The organism is Methanohalophilus profundi, assembly GCF_004137855.1.
Taxonomy (GTDB): Archaea; Halobacteriota; Methanosarcinia; order Methanosarcinales; family Methanosarcinaceae; genus Methanohalophilus; species Methanohalophilus profundi.
Genome location: NZ_QBKB01000002.1, coordinates 1,326,940 through 1,347,817, shown reverse-complemented (window position 1 = coordinate 1,347,817; position 20,878 = coordinate 1,326,940). Strand labels below are relative to the sequence as shown.

The window sequence follows — 20,878 nt, the reverse complement described above, 5'->3', positions numbered from 1 at the left end:
CGGAAGTAGATTTTCATTTGTTATAAAGATGAGGCTTTTCCTGTAATTTTGGTTTGATTTTTTATTATAAAATATCGCTACCGGGCTTGCCTCTAAAGTCCACTTGACCACAAACTCAGCTATTTGACCACAAAGTGATACAGTTGACCATAAACTCAAGGAATTAACAACTTCTAATACCTTTGGTTGTTTGAAGATAATTTACCTTAAAATAGAATTTGAGGAAATATCTTTCTCATTCCATCGATTCTGATACTTGTTGTTCTTCCTCCAGAGGCATTTCCTCGGCAACGAATTCGGCAAAGCTCTCGAATGTAGCGACCTTCGCACCTTCTGGAATATTAAATACGAATTCTGAATCAGGGATTCCTGTATTGACTTCAAGGTCTTTATATTCAGAGACCATCATGAGATTACCGTCCTCGTCATAGAACTCATATTTCAACATCATCCATGTTTCCTTATCGATCCATGCTTTTATGTCAACATTAAAACCAAATTCTGTATCATCATTGGGATTCATGTGTATTACATAACAGGATCTACCATCAATACTATCCACCCCATCAAACGTGATGTCATTTTTATCCATAAGATTCTGGATCATGTTGGCATAATCCATTTGACTTGGATCATAGTTGTTCTCTATTGATTCAACTTTCATACTCGTCACAAGATTTTGATTTGGGTAATATGTCCACATCGTTTCACCATTAGACACAATTGTTGTGCCTTCGCCCTGTTCGGCTTGCAATGTAACGACTTTCATTTTATCAGGCAGTTTTTGAGCTATTGAAGTTACTGTTGTCATTTTCTGCTCACCCATATACATCGTCGTGTAAACAGTAGCAGAATAGTCTTCAATATTTGCCGTATTTTGTTTGTATTCTTCAGCTATCTGTTCAGCTGTAAGATCTTCACCAATACATCCTGCAGATAAAAGCAGGAGAGATGATACTAGTAAAATAACTGTTAATTTTTGTGTACTCATAGTTCCACTCCATGTGTTATGGAATAGAACTATTCAAAGATATAAAAAATTAACTTAATTATTAAAAATATAAAATATGATTCTGGCTATATGCAATTTCAGTACTTAGCTAATTTTGAGCACCTGAACTTAACAACACCCCCCGATAGATTTATATGCGGTGAGAACGCCGCCAAAGGTAAAAGAGGCAAATACGGATGTGAAAACCTTGGGTTTGTTGTTTATGGAGTTAAGTGGCCTCCAAGGAAGGTTAGTAATGTTTACAGAAGGCGGTTTTCCATCGAATCATCTTACAGGATGAGAAATATTGTTAAACCAAGGACATCAACAAAAGATGTAACTTTCAGATATTTCTTTACAATAATATCATTCCTGCTCAGAAATGTATGGCTATATCTCCAGAAAAAGCATTTTACAATCGTAAAACCAGGTCCAATAACTATTGATGAAGACAAGTTCAGGTTTGCAAGGTTTATTCTGTTTGTTGAAGAATGGCTTAGGAGAAAGTTAAAGATTCAGCTAGTAGTGCAGTGTTTAAGGTAATTCAATAGTGGCAGGAACAAGATGGAGGGAAAATTAGAGAACTACTGAAGGTATATTCGACAATTTCTGGCAGGAGATTTGAGTCACATGGTGAGAGAGCACATGATGATGGATATATCGAACATCTTCCTCACTATAATACGGTATCTAAATATCTACGAGATCCAAATTTGACCCCACTCCTCACATATCTGATTGAAAAGACCAGTGAACCCTTTTCAGCAGTAGAAACTGAATTTGCAATAGACTCAACTGGGTTTGGGACAAAAGTAACAGATACCTGGCACGATAAGAAAGATTGTGCGCAGCGATACGGGCAAACTGGCAGTTGACAGAGCTCTTGAAAGTGGCAGGTTAGTTGCAACAGATGAAAACGACCCTTCAGTTGTCACAAAATACAGGGATAAAAAGCAGCAAAAATGAATTAAAAAGCAGCTAATCACTGCTTTATTTTACTTTTTTATGGATATTGTAGACATCCAAATACTTTCATCCTGCCTGCACCAATTTATAATAGCATGATTTGCATATATCAGCGGGGAGAATACGATGGGCATCTATACTGTAACCGGGCTGAACGACTATATCAAAAACGTGTTAACTTCTGAAAGAGCCCTGCAGCAAATCTGGGTCGAAGGAGAAATATCCAACCTCACAAAACACCGATCCGGCCATTACTACTTTTCTATAAAGGACGAATCAAGCCAGGTAAGCTGTGTCAGTTTTCGCTCCACAAACCGCAAATTAAAATTTGAGCCTGAAAAGGATATGAAAGTGCTGGTTTTTGGATCGGTAAATGTTTACACTGTCCGTGGACAATACCAGCTACAGGTGCTGGACATCCGCCCGGATGGCGTGGGTGAATTATATAAAGCATTCGAACAACTCAAAAAAAGACTTGAAGAAGAAGGTTTGTTTGCTCCCGAACACAAAAAACTCCTCCCCCGTTATCCCCGCAAGATAGGAGTAGCCACATCTGCCACGGGTGCAGCTATACACGACATACTGCATGTACTACAGAGACGCTATCCTGCAGATATCCTGCTCTGTCCGACAACTGTCCAGGGAGAGCATCCGCAGATAGCATTATAAGATCCCTGGAATTGCTCAATCGTACAGATGCAGACCTCATTATTGCCGGCAGGGGAGGAGGTTCCCTTGAAGACCTGTGGCCATTCAATGAAGAAAAGGTGGCACGTGCTATCTACAATTCCAGACTACCGGTTATATCGGCGGTCGGGCATGAAACTGATTTCACAATATCAGATTTTACAGCAGATGTGCGTGCACCCACCCCCTCAGCAGCCGCAGAAATTGCAGTGCCCGACAGGACAGAAATGGCAAGGCACGTCGATGGCCTCAGGCAGAGAATGGAATCTGCACTCAAAACTCAGATTCAAAACCAGAAAAAACATCTTGAATACCTTTCAGGCCGAATTAGTCCTGATAGATACAGGGAACTGCTCAACCAGCGCACCCAACATCTGGATGAGGTGACATATCGCCTGGCATCCAGAACAGAATATATACTGCAAACTAAAGTTGCAGAACTCGGCGCTTGCGGGGCGATTGAATGCCGTAAGTCCCCTTAATACTCTTGAACGTGGATACTGTGTGGCACAGTCCGAGGAGGGGGGAACCATAACCGGTATTATTGATATTGAGAAGGGGCAGAGTTTACAATTGAAATTCAGGGACGGGTGCTGCAGGGTGGAGCATAAAGAAAATTTGGATGAGGGATGCTAAATGTCATCAAACACTGAAAACAAAAACTTTGAGGATAGCCTGCTCGAACTCGAGGATATTGTGGAAAAACTTGAAAACGGACAGATTTCCCTCCAGGAAAGCATGGAAATGTTCGAGAGAGGAATAAAACTTGCAGGCATCTGCAATCACATTTTGCAAGAAGCTGAACAACGCATAGAGCAACTCATAGAAAGAAACGAAGAAATTGAGACCTGTGATTTAGAACAGCAAAGATGAAACAAGCATGTTTAACTTCTATGCATAACGAAATCAAGAAAGTATAAGTAATTCTTTATTCATAAGAACTTATGATGAGTGAATTGAGGGAAATCCCCTGTCATATTGATGGCATGGACGAAATCGTGGGTGGTTTCAAGTCCCCTTCGATCATTCTTATTGCGGGGACAGCTGGTGTAGGTAAGACAACCATGGCACTGCAGATGCTGTCAAATGCAGCAAAAGCCGGCGAAAAAACCCTGTATATACCAATTACAACGGAAAATTCCGATCGGCTGAAGATGTACCTCTCCACTTTTGAATTTCTGGATGAATCCGTGGAAGTACATGAGATTAACAGGCCGATTGCAGAAAAGGATCCGCTAAGTACTCTTATCGAAATGGACAATACGATATCATCCACAAAACCAGACAGACTTGTAATAGACCCTATCACACCCATAGGATTTGGATTTGTGGAACAGGAGAGAAGGCGTTTCTTCTACACCCTGGACTCAATGGTGCGTGAATCAAATTCCCTGGTGTTTTTGACAGGCGAGTTAATGAAAGATGAAATTCACAGTTATGTGGTCAGCCATCTTGCAGATGGAATAATTTATCTGTCCAGAACCAACCAGGGCATGCAAACCTCAAACCAGATGGAAATCCTCAAGATGACAGGAGTTAAACCCTCCTACAGTAATGAGTGCATGACCCAGAAATTCAATTATCAGGTGAGCACACGCGGATTCAGTGCATACCCAAATCTGAAATATGAGGAACAGGCTCCTGAAGATAAAAAAGTTGACACTGGCATCGATGAAGTTGACAAGATGTTAAATGGAGGCGTTCCGGCTGGAAGTTCTATTCTTGTAGGAGGAGAACCAGGCACCGGGAAAACCATAATGGGATGGCAATTTATTCAGCAGGGGCTCGAAAACGGGGAAAATTGTGCTATCATCACCTTTTACGAAAGTGTAGACCAGATAATAAAAGCCACAGGTGATCTTGGCTGGGACCTGCAACCCTATATTGACGAGGGAAAACTTAGTATAATCACTTATGATACCGAAAACGTCTGTTATGCAGAATATTCCAACCGCATAAGTAATATTGTAGAGGAAAAAAAACCTGCCAGACTGCTAATAGATGGCCTTGTGAACGTGGAAATCACAATAATAGATCCTGTTAAGAGAAGAGGATTTTTGCACTCCCTTGTAGGTTACCTGAAAAGCCATAATGTTACGACACTGTTTACCACGGAACTTTTCGGCGGGGCTGAAAAAATAAGGAGCAAGGAGTCATCTTTCATAATGGATAATGTAATCCTGCTTAAACAGACAGATACTGAAAAAGGAATGAAAAGGCAGTTCCAGATAATCAAATCAAGGGGAACCGCCAGTGAACCCCTTATAAAAGAATATGAAATAAAAGAAGGCGGAATTGAGATAATATAAATCAAAGATTTTGCACTTTCCTCTCAATTGTTGTTCCAAGTTCTGTAAGACTGCACTTGCCTTCTTTTTCCACTACAAGTTCCTTTTCCATCAGCTCTTCCACCAGTCTATTAACAGAAGGCTGTGCAAGATGCATATTCTTTGCAATACGGGATGTCTCGAGTTCACCTTTAGAAGCCAGCATTTCAAGAAGTTTTTGTCGATTCGTATTCCCTGTTACAAAACCCATTATTTCTTCCATAAAATCACCATTTAATATTAAGTTTACAGCTATAATTAACTTTCTTCAATATTGAAGAACGCATCTGCAGGGGAATAATTTTATAAGCATCAAACCACATTAAAGGGTGGCAGGCTAGTCTGGGTAGGTCGGCGTCACCTGTTACCCGAAATCGCTGATATGCGGGAGACGAAGCTGAAGGAAGTCATCAGGATTATTTTCAAGCCTGTGACCTCAACTAAGAAACTCCGTCCTGTTTGGATGATGTTGCTAGAGAGGTTGGTTGGAGAATCGGCCCTCTATCTTTACCGCGGAAACCGGTCGAGGCCCGGAAGGGAGCAGACTTACCGCGAACATACATCGCTCTCAGGGTTGCGGGGTGGAGGCGAGGTCACAGTCCCCTGGAAAATGAGAATGATGGCAACCGGAAGCATGCCTGCCACTTTATACAAGGAAAATCTTATATACATGACTGGCTTATGGAGTGCATTACCCGGGACGAGATAGCCAAGCCCGGTATGGCGCAGGATTGCTAATCCTGTGGTGCTCGCCACCTCGGGGGTTCGAATCCCCCTCTCGTCGTTAATTATTGTTTAAAATATTTTTCAATGAAAACATAGAAAGTTAATACATGTCAGATAAAATGAAAAAACTCCCGGTTATCCAGAGACCAGAGCCTGAAGAAAAAGAAAAAGTGTCTGCCTGTGGTGGTTGTGATTCAAAGGGAAAATGCAATCACTGGGGAATTAAGCTAGGTTCTGAAAAAGAGGAAGTATATCGTAATGTATTAATTTATCTTACAATGGGGATTGTCATCATAATTACAGCTCTGCTTATAAAGGCCTTAATGTCATCATTTTAAAAATAATTATTTGTAAGGAATACACATTTTCCTGCCACATGACAGACAGGTTATACAAACCGTTCCCTTCTTCAGCCGCACCTTAGAACTACTACCCGGTACGAGATAAGAATTACAACTACGACACACCCTTCTACGAAGGGAGGCAGGCAAGCGGATCCTGTATCGCATACCTATCCTGCGTGCAAGTGTAACATACCTGTCACTTCTGTAAGGATGTGTACTGTATGACGATTCTGCAAGCTTGAAGAGACGTTCAATTCTCTGTTTTGCCACGTCCTTCATGAGATTTTTCTGCTTTTTTCGGGATTTAGACACACAAACTACCTCTAATATTCAGGAATCCCTATTGTTTTCAAGAATAATTACCTTTGCTTCACTTCTTTTTTCTACAAGTTTTTTAAAGAGATCCACATCGGCGTCCGTTCCTTCCACACTTCCATAATGCATTGGTATGACATAATCTGGCCCTATACATGAAACTGCTTCTGCAGCTTGTTTTTCATCCATAGTATATTTACCCCCTATAGGAAGCAGGACTACATCAGCTTCAATGGCAGCCATTTCATCGATCAAATCTGTATCCCCGGCATGATATATCCGCAAACCTTCCAACTCAACCACATAACCCACACCTTCACCGCGCGGATGGAAGGATTTGTCTATATTATAAGCTGCAACTACCTCTATATTCAATCCCTTTATTGCAAGTTCATCCCTGAGGACATCCCCGGCTTCAATTCTTCTTGCATCGCCCCTAAACTGCAGACTGCAACTTGTCGGAATCAGGGTAGTAGCCGTACTTTTCCTGACCTTCTGAATATCCTGCGGAGAACAATGGTCGAAATGCTCATGCGTGATAAGCAGTACATCGGCCTGGTCTTCGTAGTAGATATAACCACTAACATCATAGGGATCAATATATACCACCACATTGTCCCCTCGCAATCTGAATCCTGCATGTCCCAGCCAATCAATGTGCACTTTTCCTATATCTATAGCTTTCAGCCTATAACCTCCTGTGAATATATAATGGCGGTAAGTTGATTAACATTTCTTTTTATCAAAGCTAATACAAAAAAAACATCATTTATATCCCATAATTCAACTTTTCCAGTCACATTTAATCAGAGATTAAATGGGAGTTTCATTTTAAAAATGAAACATCAGGAAATATTAATACAAATCGCCTTGAATTTAAATTAAATCCGACCTAACAAAATTTATATAGAATAACTAATGTATATACAATTAGACGTCAGTTTTGAAAGGATTTTATACCGCTTGAAAAATTGACATCAAAGAAGAAGGGACCAAAAATGAAAATAAGAGTAGTCAGTTCTAAAGAAGAAATAGAGACCCTGGATGAAAATGAGGAGATTATTCACCTCGCATTCAGGCCATCCAATACGGATATTTTTTCCCTTGTGATGAAATGTCCCAACGTAAAGGCTTTGCACATACCCAGCTCCTATAAAAGAACAATATCCAGCTCTGCAAGAATGTATCTTGAAATGCAGGGTATTGACCTACTTGAAGGCGATGTATGGGGACACAGAAAAGACATAAACGAGTATTCCGAAGTTTCCAGAAGTGTATATGACCGTATTGAAGAATACAGGAAAGAAGGGCTTACCGAAGATGAAATTACAGACAAAATGGTCAAAGAAACCCGTTTAAGCCCGGATTTCATAAAATTCCTTATGAAACAGAATTCCTGATTCTACAAAAAGAAGTAAGGATCCCTTCAAGGGATCTTCAGCTTTCTCTTTTTAACCTGTCTTATATAATTACCCCAGTGAAGGGAGTTTAAGCCCTATCACTGAAACTACAATTACAAAAATCATCAGTGACACCACATAGCCGTATCCCTCGTTTTCCATTCCCAGGGAATGCACAAGGATAAGCATAGCGGAGAAAAGGGTTACTGAACCCACAGCCAGCAGAATTTCAATGCTCTTTTTACTCATGAAAACTTACATGTTCAACTTCATACATGAAATTAACGCAAATAAAGACAAGCTATAAAAATAATACCGAAGGAATGTATCAGAAAAGGTGGTAAAGAGCTGTTATGACAGAATTTGAAAGGAAACTTGTGCAGTCTTTCAACGATTATTTTGAGAACTGCAATGTAAAAGCGATAGCTCACCGCATAAAACAACATCGTTTCACACCCCAGTTCCTGGATGTAATGGTAGATTCTTTGAACCCGGACTTTTATTTAGGGATAGAGTGCAAGAGCATTTCAACTGAAAAGGGTGCCAATGCACTTTATTTCAGTCAGCATTTTACAATAGACAAAAAGGGGGCACATCAGGTACTACGCATATCGGAATATCTGAGAAGGTCAGGAAGGGCGGGTTTTCTGGTTGTTGAATTACGACAGGGATCCGGGAAGTCCCGGCAAGCCTATATAATCCCCTGGAAAGATATCGAGGAGAAATACGAATCAGGAGAATTGAAATACACAATTGATGAAATTAAACTTTATTCAAAGCTTGAAAGAAAGGGTGACGCATATCATATCGAACCTGAAAAATGGGCCAAGCAAAATAAATGGATGCAAACGGGGGAATGACATATAGAAAAAGTACTCAGATCAATGAAAGAACATGCAAGAGAATGTAATACAGAAATACAGAAACACGAATCTGTATATGTAGTATCCCACATTGACGCAGACGGCCTGACTTCTGCCGGAATAATATGTAAAGCCCTGCAACGTGCAGGTATCAATTATGAAATGAGGTTTGTAAAACAGCTGGATGACAATATCATAGAAGACATCGCAAACATAAATCCGCAACTTGCAATCTTCACAGATCTGGGAAGCGGCATGCTGGACAGCATAAATGCAAAGGGTATCAATGCCATAGTTTCAGATCATCACCAACCCCGAGGAGAAGGGAAATACCACCTCAATCCTCATCTTTTCGGCGCTAACGGATCGTATCAGTTAAGCGGCTCCGGAACAACCTACATCCTTGCAAATGAAATAGGCCAGAATACAGATCTGGTTGACATAGCCATGGTTGGTGCTATCGGAGACATGCAACACCTCAAAAAAGGGCATTTGACCGGGGTTAACCGCCTGCTACTTGAAGAAGGAGTGAAAAACGGCCATCTGAGTTATGAAAAAGATATCACCCTTTTTGGTAAACAAACCCGCCCGGTCTATAAACTGCTGCAATTTTCTTCTGATCCATTCCTGCCGGGCCTGTCAGGTGACGAGGATGCATGCATAGGCTTTCTCCATGACATGAATATCCGGTTTGGGGGCGATGAACGATGGAGACGCTGGATTGATCTTGAATCTGCAGAAAAACAGAGAATAATATCCGGGGTCATGCAACACTGTATCAAAGCCGGGCTTCAACCCTTTAAGGTTGAGAGATTGATCGGGGAAGTTTATGTCCTGCTCAATGAACGTGAAGGAACGGAAATGCGGGATGCTTCCGAATTTTCCACACTGCTCAATGCCACCGCACGCTATGACCATGCAGAGACCGGACTGGCAGTATGCATGGGAGAACGGGGAAAAGCTTACGAGGATGCAAAGAAGCTTCTTGGAGAACACAGGCAAAATCTTGTCAACGGCCTAAAACTTGTGAAAGAAAATGGCATTACACAAATGGATCACATACAGTATTTTGATGCAGGAAACAAGATCAAAGAAACGATTGTAGGCATTATCGCCGGTATGAGCATTACTTCTGCAGGGAGACGGGACAAGCCAATAATTGCCTTTGCGGATTCAGATGATGGTGTAAAAGTATCAGCGCGGGGAACACAGGACCTTATCAGGAAGGGACTCAACCTATCACAGGCAATGTCAGATGCTGCCGGCTTCGTGAACGGCGCAGGAGGAGGGCATGACATTGCAGCAGGAGCGACAATACCTGCAACGGGCAGAAACGAATTCCTCAATACGCTGGATGAAATAATAGGAAGCCAATTCCAGAAAAACTAAAGTTAGAAATAGTCCTCGATTTTGTCCATGGAATTAATATCCATCAGTGTAGACATTGCATTGGTGCGGATATTGATTCCCTGTTCTTTCATAATAGCCATCGGGTTGGTGCCGCCAATAACCACCACACCAAGATGGTCACGTTCCACAGGAACATCCAGTACACGGCTGTTGGGATCCCCTACTTCCAGAATACCATTTATCCCAATATCCATCATTCCCGAAAGAACACTGTTGATCTCATCCCTTTTTGCAAGATGGACTTCCCTTAAGTTTGCAAGAATCTTACCCGAACCGGTCTGAAGCATTCGGGTTACAGAAGTAATGTCCTGCGACATGAGTACTTCAAGAGGATCGATTGTAGTGCTGGCATAGGTCAGGACATCAGTGAATCTGACGGGCAGACCATTGCGAATCTGCACAACTCCCCCGAATTTGGGATTTGTCATAATTCCCGATTTTAGCAAGACCCCGTCTATGGTCATACTACACATTGTAGCGATGCCTACCTTCCCCCCCGGTATGGTAAGATCACCTATAACGTCTCCGCTTTCCAGGACCTTTAAGAAAGGACTTACTGAAAGGCCGCTGTTGGAAGTAAGCTTCAAAAACTCCAGTACATCAACAATATCATCCGCATCAGCAATGGAGAGGTTGACAATTATATCCCCTTCCATACTTTTTAAGTCCAATGTGGTCCTGAACATAAGGTCTTCGATCTTTGAAGACGTGAACTGCACAACACCACGTTTATCCTGCATTGATACACCTTTAAATCGTTTTTATGGAAAATATACACAATATCTTATATGTTTACTCATTGATAATCTGACTGAAAATATCAGTATACTTTTCAGGCACTGTCAGGAATTCCAGCCGGGAAAGATCTTCAACCAATCCGTACATGTCCTCTTTCCTGAAAAGGCCGAATTCAGGCACATCCATAGGTTTAACATGACGTATTTCAGGCACCTGCGAGTATGCAGAATTCTTTATAAAGCCATCTTCAAGTAAATAATAGGCACCACCTTTTTTTGTTTCTTACAGGCTCATACACCGAGGAAAAATCACGACATACCCAGTTGGCCATTTTGAGGGTTGAATCCGATGCATTGATTGTAATATGACCGTATCCGGGAGGTACAACCACCACGTCCATTGCGCTGGCTTCCACTACCACAACATCCTCAACCTTACCATCATTAACTTTCTGGAGAAGATAGGTAGCACTGCCTTCATGTACCTGATAAACTTCTGCATAGGAAAGATTGCTGCCAGGTACCTGCGGATGATAATGACCGGCTGTTTTTACATATTCTACTCCCAACATTGCCGGAGGTATTATTGTGATATCATACCTGAGATTATGTGATTGTATTTTTTCAAGATCATGAGGATTTTGGGACAGGTCCCTGTACATATAATAGAGCTCTTCATTTTCCCTGCCCTCAAGCCATTTTTTGTCATAAACAACTTCAGCCATATCATAAAGCATACGTACATCTGGTACCCTTTCAATCCCACCGAACATAATTTCATTTGACATAATTATTCTCCTTCAAGACTTACTCCCCTTTTCAGCTGCCACCGGCAATATTAATAAACAAAAGAATTTAAAACTTTCCTCCAGTGCCTTTTTAAATAGAGGCTGACATTATGTTGAACGGGATGCTGCAATGGATAGAGAAATCAGGTTAATACATACTGCTGATACACATATTGGTTATCGGCAATATCACAGCGATGTACGCCGCCGGGATTTTCTGGAAGCCTTTGAAACGGTAATTGATGATGCCATTGACATGAAAGTCGATGCGGTAATTCATGCCGGAGACCTGTTCGATTCCCGCAATCCCACCCTGGAAGATATTCTCGAAACAATTCAGATAATGTCTAAATTAAAAATGGCTGAAATCCCCCTGCTGGGAATTGTGGGCAACCATGAAAGCAAACAACAAACCCAATGGCTCGATCTGCTGGAAAACATGCATCTGGTCAGGCGTCTGGGCAACAGTCCTTTTGTGGCAGGTAAAATTGCGATTTATGGTATAGACAGTATACCCCGACCGAAGATACAGTCTTTTGACTACTCCGGTTTTGAAACCAGCCAAGAAGCTACACACAATATCCTTGTAATGCATCAGCTAATGAAACCGTTTCCTTTTGGGGAATGGGATGTGGCTGAAGTAATCCATTCATTCCCCTGTGCACTGGATGCAATATTACTCGGGGATTATCACAAGTATGAAAAAACAAAGGTGGAAAATACATGGGTCACCTACTGTGGAAGCACAGAAAGGAACAGTGCTGCAGAGGAAGAACCCAGAGGATATAATATAATCACTGTTTCTCAAAAGGGTATTGATATAAGCAGGCGACAGATAAATACGAGAGAATTTTTACACATCCCCGTGGACATAAAAAATGAAAATGACGTATACCGCGATATTTTCAATGCAATCCGCGAGTATGATGTGAATGAGAAGGTTGTTTTTATTGAATTAAAAGGCAATTCACAGGTGGATATTGCCTATAGTGAGATAGAAGAATTCCTTGATAAGCAGGGAGTACTTGTCAGCCGCATATCCGATATGCGAAGCAATTCCCCTGATGAAACTGAAAATCAACCGGAAATAATATTCTCAGATCCCGACATTGCTGCCAGGGAAGAAATCAAGAAAATGGACCTTACAGATGCAGGCCTGTTGATTGATGAAATCATAAGGGACCTGTCCATACCTAAAACCACCATCGACCACAAGACAGAAGCTTCTATAGCAACGATGATAGAACAAACGGATTTCAGCCAGGAAATTCCCTTAAACATTCACCGGCAAAAACAAGTTGAAACTACCCGGAAGGAAGAACCATCCCGACAGGAGGGACCTGTGTTCGTTGAAAAGGGAGAAGATAAAAAATCCCAACCTGCAAGGAAGAAGAAAAAGGAAACCGATGCAGTGGACAAGGATGTTGAGCAAAAGCCACAGAAAACAAAAGTTCCACGACAGTACAATCTGGGGGATTATCTTTGAAATTCAAACGGCTAAAAGTGAAAAACATACGCAGTTACAGTGATCTAGAGATTGATTTCAACGATGGGGTAACTGTGGTTTCAGGGGTCAACGGAAGTGGAAAATCCAGCCTTCTTGAAGCCTGTTTTGTGGGACTGTTCGGTCACAGGGGCATACCAAAAGATTTCGTACTTGCAGACCTGGTGCGCAAGGGATGTGAAGAAGCTGCAATTAATCTCGAATTTGAGCATATGGGACAGGAGTATGCTGCAATCCAGGAATTTCGCAACAATCCCGAAACAGGCAAAGCCTCCACCACCAAATCGTATCTGGAGATAGACGGGGAAGTCGTAGTAAACCAGGCCACACAGACGTATGAGTCCATCCGTAATCTGCTGCGCATGGATGAAGAAGCCTATAAGAACTGCGTATATATCAGGCAGGGAGATATTGACGTTCTCATCAATGCCCGCAAAAAGGACAGGCAGAGGATGATAGATGACCTTTTGCAAATAGGCAGGCTGGAAGAGTACAGGGAGAGGGCAAAAAGTGCCAGGACCGGTGTGGGGAGACATATCACTGAAACTCATGCCCGGATTAAGGACCAGCAGGAAGAGATTGAAGCAATTGATGCAACCAAACCCGTTGCCAGAAAAAATCAGTTGAATACGGATTTGAAGCAATTGCAACAGGAAGTTGCGAATCTGGAGACAATGCGAGACAGAACCAGCACTCGTATCGAAAAGGATCGCCAGCACATCGAGCAATATACCAGAACCCAAAAGCAGATCGATGAACTGGACAGGGGAATAAGCGGGCTGGAAAAACGGAAAAAAGAAACTCTCAATTCACTGGAAAGCAAAAGGAAAGAGGGGGACAGGCTTCACAAATCCATTCTGGAAATTGAAAACAAAATACAGGAATTATACGATTATTTCGGACTTGACGAAACCACAGATGTGGATAATTTCACTGCCCGTACAGAAAAGGAAGAGCGGGATGCCTATGAGGAAATCAGCCGAATAAAGACCAAACAGGGGCTGAAACTGCAGGAAAGGGATAATTCACAGAAAGGCCTGACTGAAACAAAACAAAATCTCAAGGCACTGGAAGAAGCAATCAAAAAAAGGTCCACTCAGGAAAAGGATCGGTTAAAGGAAATAGAGGAAATCAATCAAGAGTATTCAGTACTGGAAGGCGAGATTGGCAAATTCCTTGAAAAGGCGCAATCAATGGGTTTTGACCAGAAGAAACTGGACAATCTGGAAGAATTGGAAGACCTGCTTTTGAACAAGCAGCGTCATCTCCATGGAAAAGAAAAAGAAGTCAGAACCCGGATAGACCAGATCTCAAAAACACTCACAGAACATAGAAACCTGCTGGAAAAGGGAGCATGCCCCACATGCGGACAGGACCTGCAGGGCTCGACCATTGCCAATGATACAAAGGAGGAAGAATTACAGAGAAAAGAGCTTGAGGAGCAATTGGGAAAACTCATCCAGGACACTCAATGGGCTGAAGAGAAAATTGCCACCATAAAAGAGGCAGGCAAAATAAAAAAACAGGTCGATGAAAAAAGACAGAAGCAACTGCTTATAAATCAAAAACAGGAAAATCTGGCCTCCTACAATGAGGAGTTGAAGAAACAAAATCAGGAGGATGAAAAGAAAAAACAGGAATTTTCAGAAAGGATAGGGGAACTTGAAAAAGACATTAAAAGAGCCGAAGATGAAATAAAAGAAATACAGCAAACTGCAAACACTGCCACCGAGCATCATAACAAAATGAAAGAGAATCTTGAAAGTGCAAAATACCTGATAAAAATAAGACATGATCATACACAAATGCAGAGTGATCATCAACACCTGAAAACAGGTATTGCGGATATTCAGGAGAATGTGCGTTCATCGATGAACAGATAGCAGAGAAAAAAAGGAATAAAAAGCAACTTGAAAACGAGCTTGGTAAGGAAAATATTGAGGAACTTAAAAGCAAATTGCACGATTTCCAGCAAGCTTACGAAAAAATAATCGGGGATATTGAAGAAAAGAACAACCAAAAAGCGGGTCTTTTAAAGGAAATAGGGCAGATAGAAACCAACCTCAAAAGGAAAAAAGCGTTGCAGGAAAAACTAAAAACGTTCAATAACCGGGAAAAGTACCTCAAAGCTGTAAGAAGTGATGTAGAAAACCTGGAAGATATGTACATGAGATTGCGTGCAGACCTGCGTACACGCAATATTGATGCACTGGACAGATTGCTCAATGAAATCTTTTCCTTTATGTACACCAACAATGCCTACTCACATATCCAGCTGGATACTGATTATGAACTTACCATCTATGAGAAGGACGGGACTCCCCTGGAACCCAAACTGTTGAGCGGTGGAGAGCGGGCAATCTTTAACCTTGTTTTAAGATGTGCTATTTACAGGTTGCTTTCAGAAGGACTGGCCGGCGGGGAATACCGTAATGAAATGCCCCCTCTGATCATGGATGAACCCACTGTGTTCCTGGACAGGGGACATGTGCACCAGCTTTTAAAGTTAATAGATCTCATGAGGGACATGGGAGTCGGCCAGATATTGATAGTATCCCACGATGAAACCCTTATCGATTCGGCTGATAATGTATTTGAAGTCCAGAAAGATCCCACGACAAATATATCTTCCATTATTGCGCAATGAAAGCATATAAGAATAATTTAAATAGAATATTTATAAGAATAAATAAATCATATTCATATTGAGGGAATGAACGTTTTGCGAGGAATTGGATGGAATCCGGGCAGAGAGATTTAATTATTGAACGTCTTGAAAAGCAGATCAGGAACAAAGAAGAGGAAATATCCGATATCAAAACAAACCTCAAGAGTTCTATTATAACAGAACTGCGGGAAGAATTGAGAAATGATATGGATATAAACAAGAGGCTGATCGAACTTGAGCAACAACTCAAGGAAATTTCTACAAATATAAATGGAATCCTTGAGGAACTCCTGGACCAGAAATCGCGTATCCGGGAAATGGAACAGGCAAACAGACAGCAAACAGGGGAAAAGGAGCCCGACGCATGGAGCAAATATGAAGAAGAAACAGCCAGCCAGGATGCTTATACCGAGGAAAAGGAGCCTGTAACCCAACCTGCAGAAACCAGTAACGATACCCCTGAGAGATCCCGGTCTTCCCCCGAACAAAAAAGAAAACCTCGTATGCACTTCCAGATCAGGGATGTCGATAAAATGATGCCTTCTGAGAAAAATCAGGAAAAAGAGGTTTCTGAAGAGGAAAAAGATGAGTACATCGTTGCTGAAAGTGAGAATCGCAAAGTGGAAAAGACCATCAAGCCAGAAACCCAGAACGAGAATTGTGAATACATAATTGCCGGTGATAAGGGACCTCTGGAAAATAAAAGCGAATGTGAATACGAAACTGTCGAAAACAAGGACGAGGATTCTGAAATAATCGTCAGGAAGAAGAAATCGTTCTAAAGCCCAAAGAGGATTGGCGTGTATATAAAAAAGATAGAATTTCTGAATTTCAAATCATTCGGGAAAAAAGTAAAAATCCCTTTTTTTGATGATTTCACAACTATTTCAGGCCCCAACGGAAGTGGAAAATCCAATATAATTGATGGTATACTTTTTGTCCTGGGATTGTCCAGCTCCCGCACATTGAGGGCGGAAAAACTTACCGACCTCATATATAACGGGGAAAAAAGCAAAAATCCGGACAATGCCCAGGTTACCATCTATTTTGATAACAAGGACAGGGAACTTCCTGTTGACAATGACGAAGTTGTGATTAGCCGGAAGGTGCGTAGTACAGACAGCGGTTACTACAGCTATTTCTACTTCAACGGCAAATCGGTAAGTCTTGGTGATGTGCATAATTATCTTGCAAAGGCAAGGGTCACACCCGAAGGATACAATGTCGTAATGCAGGGAGACGTCACAAGAATCATCACAATGACCGCCGGGGAGCGACGCAAGATCATAGATGAGATTGCCGGGGTTGCAGAGTTTGACAATAAGAAGGAGAGAGCCCTCAATGAACTTGAAGTTGTAAGGGAGCGCATTGAACGGGCAGATATCCTGATCGATGAAGTGGATAAGCAAAAGGAAAAACTCCAGGGAGAACGTGACCAGGCTGTCAAATACCAGTCCCTCAAGGAAGAAAAGATGAAGTTTGAGGGTTTCGTGCTGCTTTCTAAACTCAAGGATGCAAAAACCGAACTTGAAGGGGTCGGTCAGGAATACGACGCCCAGCAGGAAAAATTGGAAGAAATCTCCTCAGAACTTAAACAGAAAAAAGATATCCTGGAAGAAAGGGAAGAAGAATTACGCTTACTTAACCAGCGCATCCAGAAGATGGGCGAAGATGAGCAGATCGAGGTAAAAAGGCGAATTGAAGAGATTCGTGGAGAAATCTCGGGATGCAGTGATCGTATCGAATATGCAGGCCAGGAAATCGATGAGATCGATGCCGCCAGACGCAGGTTTTCCTGGAAATCGATGAATCAAAGGGCAAGGTAGATGGCATCGAGGAAAAGATTAAGGAACACAGTTTCCAGAAGGAAACCCTGCAATCGGAAATTTCTGAAAAACGTACCCAGAGGATGTTACTGCAGAGCAAAATCGCCGATGTGGATGAAAAATTTGCGCGAACAAGGGACGAACTTTCTGCAAATAAGGACGAACTGGAACAGCTAAAAACCCAGAAAAACGAGCTCATGCGTAACGAGGACAGGCTGCTGGATTCCCTGCGTCGCAAATCTTCAGATGTAGCAGAAATAGAAGATGAGATCAGGCAGGCAAAGGAGAAAGCCAAGTCCTCTGAAAGCGATACTAAATCCGTCCAGTATGATATTGACAAACTCAACGAAAAGATAGAAGGGTTGACAAAAGACCTGGATGACCTGGAAAGCAATCGTTCTCAGATAAAAAAGGTTGTCAGTGATCTGGAAAGTGACATACGCAGCAAACAACAGGACTATGCAATGCTTGAAGCCCGTGTGAGGGCAGCAGAGGACACAAGCAGGTATTCCCGGGCAGTAGACGCGGTAATCAAGGAAAAAGACAAACATGGCTTGCCCGGTATTTATGGCACCATAGCAGAGCTGGGAAAAGTAAATCAGAAATATTCAACCGCCCTGGGAATCGCTGCAGGGGGGCGAATGCAGGCAGTTGTGGTGGATACGGACGAAGATGCTTCCCGGGCTATTGCTTACCTGAAACGCCAGAGATCAGGCAGGGCAACCTTCCTTCCCCTAAATAAGATGGAAGCACGCAGACCCTACAAAAACCTCTCCGACAGGGAAGGCGTAATCGGTTATGCTATTGATCTTATCGATTTTGACCCGAAATTCGAAGCAGCCTTCTGGTATGTATTCCGGGACACCCTTGTTGTTGATACCCTTGAAAACGCCCGAAAACTGATGGGCGGGCTGCGCATGGTGACCCTGGAAGGTGAGATCGTTGAAAAAAGCGGGGCAATGAGCGGTGGCTCCCAGCGCAAGTCCGGCCTGTCATTTGCAGCCTCTGAAAAAGATAAACTTGTCAGGATATCCGAGGAACTTACCAAACTGGAATCACGCAGAAGCAATGCGATCAATAAACTGGATACTACCGAGGGGCATATTTCAAACACCAACAAGGAAATCCAGCAGTATGAGAACGAGATCGCGCGCAAACAGATGCAATTCGAGGAGATTGGTAATCGCGGAGAGACGCTTGAAAAATTGCTCAATAGCAAGGATGAGGAACTCAGGCAGATCGAGGAAGAACGCCAGCAGATGCGAACGGAGATGAATGAAACCGTTGAGAAGAAAGAGCATCTGGAAGAAAGGGAACAATCCCTGCAACAGAACATAACGCAGATCGAGGTAAAACTCGCCGATTCAGAAATTCCCGAGCTCAATAAGCAGGCAGAAGCCCTGGACGAGGAACTGCGCCGCCTAGACGGAAGGATAAGGGATATTGACGGGCAGATCAATGCTCTTGAGCTCGATAAAAAATACGCAACCGAGAAAATGGAACAAAATCGGGAACAAATAGCCCAGATGGATGAGAAAAAGCGTACACTAAAAGAGCGCATAGGAGAACTCAAGAATAAGATCACGTCCCTGGAAAGCGAACTGGAAGAAAAGAAACAACGTGAAGAAGAACTCACAGGTGAACTGCGCCAGCTTCAGGGAGAAAGAGAGAATAAGGAAATGGCCTACTCAACCCAACGTGATGAAGTTGATAGGGTCAAGAGCCGCTATGAGAAGGCAGAGAACCAGAAAATGGCACTTGAGGCCACACTGGATGCCGTGAAGGAACAAATTGAACAGCTCCGCGAAGAGATCACACGCCGTGGCCTTGAAGAGACTGATGAAGTCCCTGGTTACGAAACAGTGCGTACAAGGATAACTTCGATTGAAAAGGCAATGGAAGCCCTGGAACCTGTGAATATGCGGGCTATAGATGAATATGAGGAAGTGGAGCAAAGAATTGTTGATCTCAAAAGCCGCAGGGCAATCCTGTTCAATGAAAGAGAGCAGATCCTGGATCGTATCGACCAGTATGATAACCTTAAAAAAGAGACCTTCATGGAAACCTACAATGGTATCAATGATGCCTTCAAGGAAATCTTCAATGAGCTTTCCGATGGTGTCGGGGAACTTGTGCTGGACAATGAGGAAGACCCTTTCTCCGGAGGCATGACCCTCAAAGCCCAGCCCCGGAATAAGACCCTGCAGCGGCTTGAAGCGATGTCGGGCGGAGAAAAGAGTCTCACAGCACTTGCATTTTTATTTGCTATCCAGCAATATCGTCCCGCACCGTTCTATGCTTTTGATGAGATCGATATGTTCCTTGACGGAGCAAATGCTGAAAGGGTTGCCAGGCGTGTTAAAAAGGCAGCAAGCAATGCCCAGTTCATAGTTGTCTCTTTGAGGAAACCGATGATAGAAGCTGCCGAGCGCACAATTGGTGTAACAATGCAGCAGGATAATATCACAAGTATTACGGGTGTGAAAATACGGTGAACAGTATATCGGTAAAAAACGATGAAATCCCGTTGCTGGAAAACATGGTACAGGGTATTGATCCTGAATTCCTGAAAACGTTGAAGGAACTGGGTGTAGACGAAGCCGAGCTGGAATTATCAGATGATGTGCTCTGTGAACCTGTAGAAATCCTCGTAAACCTTGCAAAAAGTGAAAGTATCAATCCCTGGGATATTGATATTGTAGAGATCACGGATAAATTCCTGGAAAAAATAGAAGAAATGAAGATAATGGATCTGAGGATCACAGGCAGAACACTGCTTTATGCTTCCATTCTCCTCAGGATGAAATCCACAGGTATCATACAGGAAGAAGATGAAGAACCCGATGATGATATACCTGATGATGATCTCGAATTCCAGAATGAAGAAGACTACCCCGTACCCAAATTGCCGATTCGCCGCGCTGCCACAAGACCTGTTACCCTGCAGGAGCTAATTAATGAATTGAAAAAGGCAGAAAATGTTGAATCCAGAAGGACCCAGAGGCGACAAAAACGTGTCCTCCACATGGAAGAGGAGCCTACCACAGAAGATGTGCTAGGTATTGCTCATGAGGAAGACATAAAGGGGCGTGTCGAAGACCTAGAAGAAATAATTGAAGAGATTCTGCACGGGAAAGAAAAGGTCAGTTTTACTGAGATCACAGATCCTATACCCTCCCGTTCAGAAAGGGTAATGACTTACCTATCCCTCCTTTTCATGGCTTCCCAGAGGAAAATCTGTTTGAGACAGGATGAACTCTTCGGAGAATTGTATATATACTCTTATGGAAATAAAGAGCAGCCTGTTTGAAAGAGGTTGGTTTGAA

General features: G+C 42.5%; 21 protein-coding genes, 1 tRNA gene, 1 other RNA gene and 3 pseudogenes. 18 read left to right on the top strand and 8 right to left on the bottom strand.

Translation table 11 applies throughout. The features are described 5' to 3' along the window. Nucleotides 1-235: 235 nt before the first annotated feature. Entirely contained in the window at nucleotides 236-991 is a 756-nt protein-coding gene (locus C9889_RS07125; RefSeq protein ID WP_129598268.1) for a LolA family protein, read from the bottom strand. A 174-nt stretch (nucleotides 992-1,165) separates the two neighbouring features. Here C9889_RS07125 and C9889_RS07120 point away from each other — a divergent pair. The 6 genes and pseudogenes from C9889_RS07120 to C9889_RS07105 form a co-directional block, all read left to right on the top strand. Beyond that, a pseudogene (locus tag C9889_RS07120) lies at nucleotides 1,166-1,534 on the top strand (ISH3 family transposase); the annotation flags it as partial. 300 nt (nucleotides 1,535-1,834) lie between these two features. After that, the gene (locus C9889_RS10835) at nucleotides 1,835-1,957 is read left to right on the top strand and encodes a hypothetical protein (RefSeq protein WP_263853994.1); all 123 of its coding nucleotides are present in this window, start codon (nucleotides 1,835-1,837) and stop codon (nucleotides 1,955-1,957) included. Between the two features lie 126 nt (nucleotides 1,958-2,083). Next, nucleotides 2,084-3,126 (top strand): annotated as a pseudogene (xseA, locus tag C9889_RS11485) (exodeoxyribonuclease VII large subunit). A 22-nt stretch (nucleotides 3,127-3,148) separates the two neighbouring features. Continuing rightward, nucleotides 3,149-3,280 (top strand): hypothetical protein, encoded by a 132-nt coding sequence (locus C9889_RS10820; RefSeq protein WP_263853991.1) that lies wholly within the window; start codon nucleotides 3,149-3,151, stop codon nucleotides 3,278-3,280. Continuing rightward, nucleotides 3,281-3,517 carry an exodeoxyribonuclease VII small subunit gene (locus tag C9889_RS07110; protein WP_129598266.1) on the top strand — a complete coding sequence of 79 codons (237 nt, stop codon included), beginning with the start codon at nucleotides 3,281-3,283 and terminating at the stop codon, nucleotides 3,515-3,517. A 71-nt stretch (nucleotides 3,518-3,588) separates the two neighbouring features. Beyond that, the gene (locus tag C9889_RS07105) at nucleotides 3,589-4,953 is read left to right on the top strand and encodes an ATPase domain-containing protein (RefSeq protein WP_225420026.1); all 1,365 of its coding nucleotides are present in this window, start codon (nucleotides 3,589-3,591) and stop codon (nucleotides 4,951-4,953) included. A gap of 1 nt (nucleotide 4,954) precedes the next feature. Here C9889_RS07105 and C9889_RS07100 read toward each other — a convergent pair whose 3' ends face one another. Beyond that, nucleotides 4,955-5,194, bottom strand: coding sequence for a winged helix-turn-helix domain-containing protein (locus C9889_RS07100; RefSeq protein ID WP_072360737.1), 240 nt, complete (start codon nucleotides 5,192-5,194; stop codon nucleotides 4,955-4,957). 107 nt (nucleotides 5,195-5,301) lie between these two features. Here C9889_RS07100 and ffs point away from each other — a divergent pair. The 3 genes from ffs (at nucleotide 5,302) to C9889_RS07085 (ending at nucleotide 6,035) form a co-directional block, all read left to right on the top strand. Beyond that, nucleotides 5,302-5,615: signal recognition particle sRNA (gene ffs, locus C9889_RS07095), an RNA gene on the top strand. Nucleotides 5,616-5,670: 55 nt separating this feature from the next. After that, a tRNA-Ser gene (locus C9889_RS07090) sits at nucleotides 5,671-5,755 on the top strand. A gap of 49 nt (nucleotides 5,756-5,804) precedes the next feature. Further along, a complete protein-coding gene (locus C9889_RS07085) occupies nucleotides 5,805-6,035 on the top strand; it encodes a hypothetical protein (RefSeq protein ID WP_129598264.1) in 231 nt (76 codons plus the stop codon). 6 nt (nucleotides 6,036-6,041) lie between these two features. On the opposite strand, the gene C9889_RS07080 is transcribed toward C9889_RS07085, so the two are convergent. Further along, nucleotides 6,042-6,353 carry a ribonuclease P protein component 4 gene (locus C9889_RS07080; protein ID WP_129598262.1) on the bottom strand — a complete coding sequence of 104 codons (312 nt, stop codon included), beginning with the start codon at nucleotides 6,351-6,353 and terminating at the stop codon, nucleotides 6,042-6,044. A gap of 18 nt (nucleotides 6,354-6,371) precedes the next feature. Beyond that, nucleotides 6,372-7,043 (bottom strand): MBL fold metallo-hydrolase, encoded by a 672-nt coding sequence (locus C9889_RS07075; protein WP_129598260.1) that lies wholly within the window; start codon nucleotides 7,041-7,043, stop codon nucleotides 6,372-6,374. A 311-nt stretch (nucleotides 7,044-7,354) separates the two neighbouring features. Here C9889_RS07075 and C9889_RS07070 point away from each other — a divergent pair, with 311 nt between their 5' ends. After that, nucleotides 7,355-7,756: a DUF1699 family protein gene (locus C9889_RS07070; protein ID WP_129598258.1), complete on the top strand. Its 402-nt coding sequence runs from the start codon at nucleotides 7,355-7,357 to the stop codon at nucleotides 7,754-7,756. A 69-nt stretch (nucleotides 7,757-7,825) separates the two neighbouring features. On the opposite strand, the gene C9889_RS07065 is transcribed toward C9889_RS07070, so the two are convergent. Next, nucleotides 7,826-8,005, bottom strand: a complete 180-nt coding sequence (locus tag C9889_RS07065; protein ID WP_129598256.1) for a hypothetical protein — start codon at nucleotides 8,003-8,005, stop codon at nucleotides 7,826-7,828. A gap of 104 nt (nucleotides 8,006-8,109) precedes the next feature. On the opposite strand from C9889_RS07065, the gene C9889_RS07060 reads away from it, so the two are divergent. Beyond that, nucleotides 8,110-8,616 carry a hypothetical protein gene (locus C9889_RS07060; RefSeq protein WP_129598254.1) on the top strand — a complete coding sequence of 169 codons (507 nt, stop codon included), beginning with the start codon at nucleotides 8,110-8,112 and terminating at the stop codon, nucleotides 8,614-8,616. A gap of 24 nt (nucleotides 8,617-8,640) precedes the next feature. After that, nucleotides 8,641-10,008: a single-stranded-DNA-specific exonuclease RecJ gene (locus C9889_RS07055; RefSeq protein WP_129598252.1), complete on the top strand. Its 1,368-nt coding sequence runs from the start codon at nucleotides 8,641-8,643 to the stop codon at nucleotides 10,006-10,008. A gap of 2 nt (nucleotides 10,009-10,010) precedes the next feature. Here C9889_RS07055 and C9889_RS07050 read toward each other — a convergent pair whose 3' ends face one another. From C9889_RS07050 to C9889_RS07045, 3 genes are read right to left on the bottom strand one after another with little or no spacing between them, the layout of a single operon-like run. Further along, nucleotides 10,011-10,769, bottom strand: coding sequence for a DUF128 domain-containing protein (locus C9889_RS07050; RefSeq protein ID WP_129598250.1), 759 nt, complete (start codon nucleotides 10,767-10,769; stop codon nucleotides 10,011-10,013). A gap of 52 nt (nucleotides 10,770-10,821) precedes the next feature. Further along, a complete protein-coding gene (locus C9889_RS11295) occupies nucleotides 10,822-10,980 on the bottom strand; it encodes a hypothetical protein (RefSeq protein ID WP_318531558.1) in 159 nt (52 codons plus the stop codon). A 34-nt stretch (nucleotides 10,981-11,014) separates the two neighbouring features. Beyond that, entirely contained in the window at nucleotides 11,015-11,554 is a 540-nt protein-coding gene (locus C9889_RS07045) for a glucose-6-phosphate isomerase family protein (RefSeq protein ID WP_318531557.1), read from the bottom strand. Between the two features lie 130 nt (nucleotides 11,555-11,684). Between C9889_RS07045 and C9889_RS07040 the strand changes: the two genes are divergently transcribed. The 6 genes and pseudogenes from C9889_RS07040 to C9889_RS07015 all read left to right on the top strand — a co-directional run bounded on the left by C9889_RS07040 (nucleotide 11,685) and on the right by C9889_RS07015 (nucleotide 20,862). After that, a complete protein-coding gene (locus tag C9889_RS07040; protein ID WP_129598248.1) occupies nucleotides 11,685-13,040 on the top strand; it encodes a metallophosphoesterase family protein in 1,356 nt (451 codons plus the stop codon). Next, nucleotides 13,037-14,941, top strand: a complete 1,905-nt coding sequence (locus tag C9889_RS07035; protein WP_129598246.1) for an AAA family ATPase — start codon at nucleotides 13,037-13,039, stop codon at nucleotides 14,939-14,941. The genes C9889_RS07040 and C9889_RS07035 overlap by 4 nt, the downstream gene beginning before the upstream one ends. 74 nt (nucleotides 14,942-15,015) lie before the next feature. After that, nucleotides 15,016-15,705, top strand: a complete 690-nt coding sequence (locus C9889_RS07030) for a hypothetical protein (protein WP_129598244.1) — start codon at nucleotides 15,016-15,018, stop codon at nucleotides 15,703-15,705. Nucleotides 15,706-15,794: 89 nt separating this feature from the next. Beyond that, nucleotides 15,795-16,508, top strand: coding sequence for a DUF7518 family protein (locus C9889_RS07025; RefSeq protein ID WP_129598242.1), 714 nt, complete (start codon nucleotides 15,795-15,797; stop codon nucleotides 16,506-16,508). A gap of 18 nt (nucleotides 16,509-16,526) precedes the next feature. Then, a pseudogene (gene smc, locus C9889_RS07020) lies at nucleotides 16,527-20,047 on the top strand (chromosome segregation protein SMC). Beyond that, a complete protein-coding gene (locus C9889_RS07015; RefSeq protein ID WP_129598241.1) occupies nucleotides 20,044-20,862 on the top strand; it encodes a segregation and condensation protein A in 819 nt (272 codons plus the stop codon). The pseudogene smc and the gene C9889_RS07015 overlap by 4 nt, the downstream one beginning before the upstream one ends. Nucleotides 20,863-20,878 lie beyond the last annotated feature (16 nt).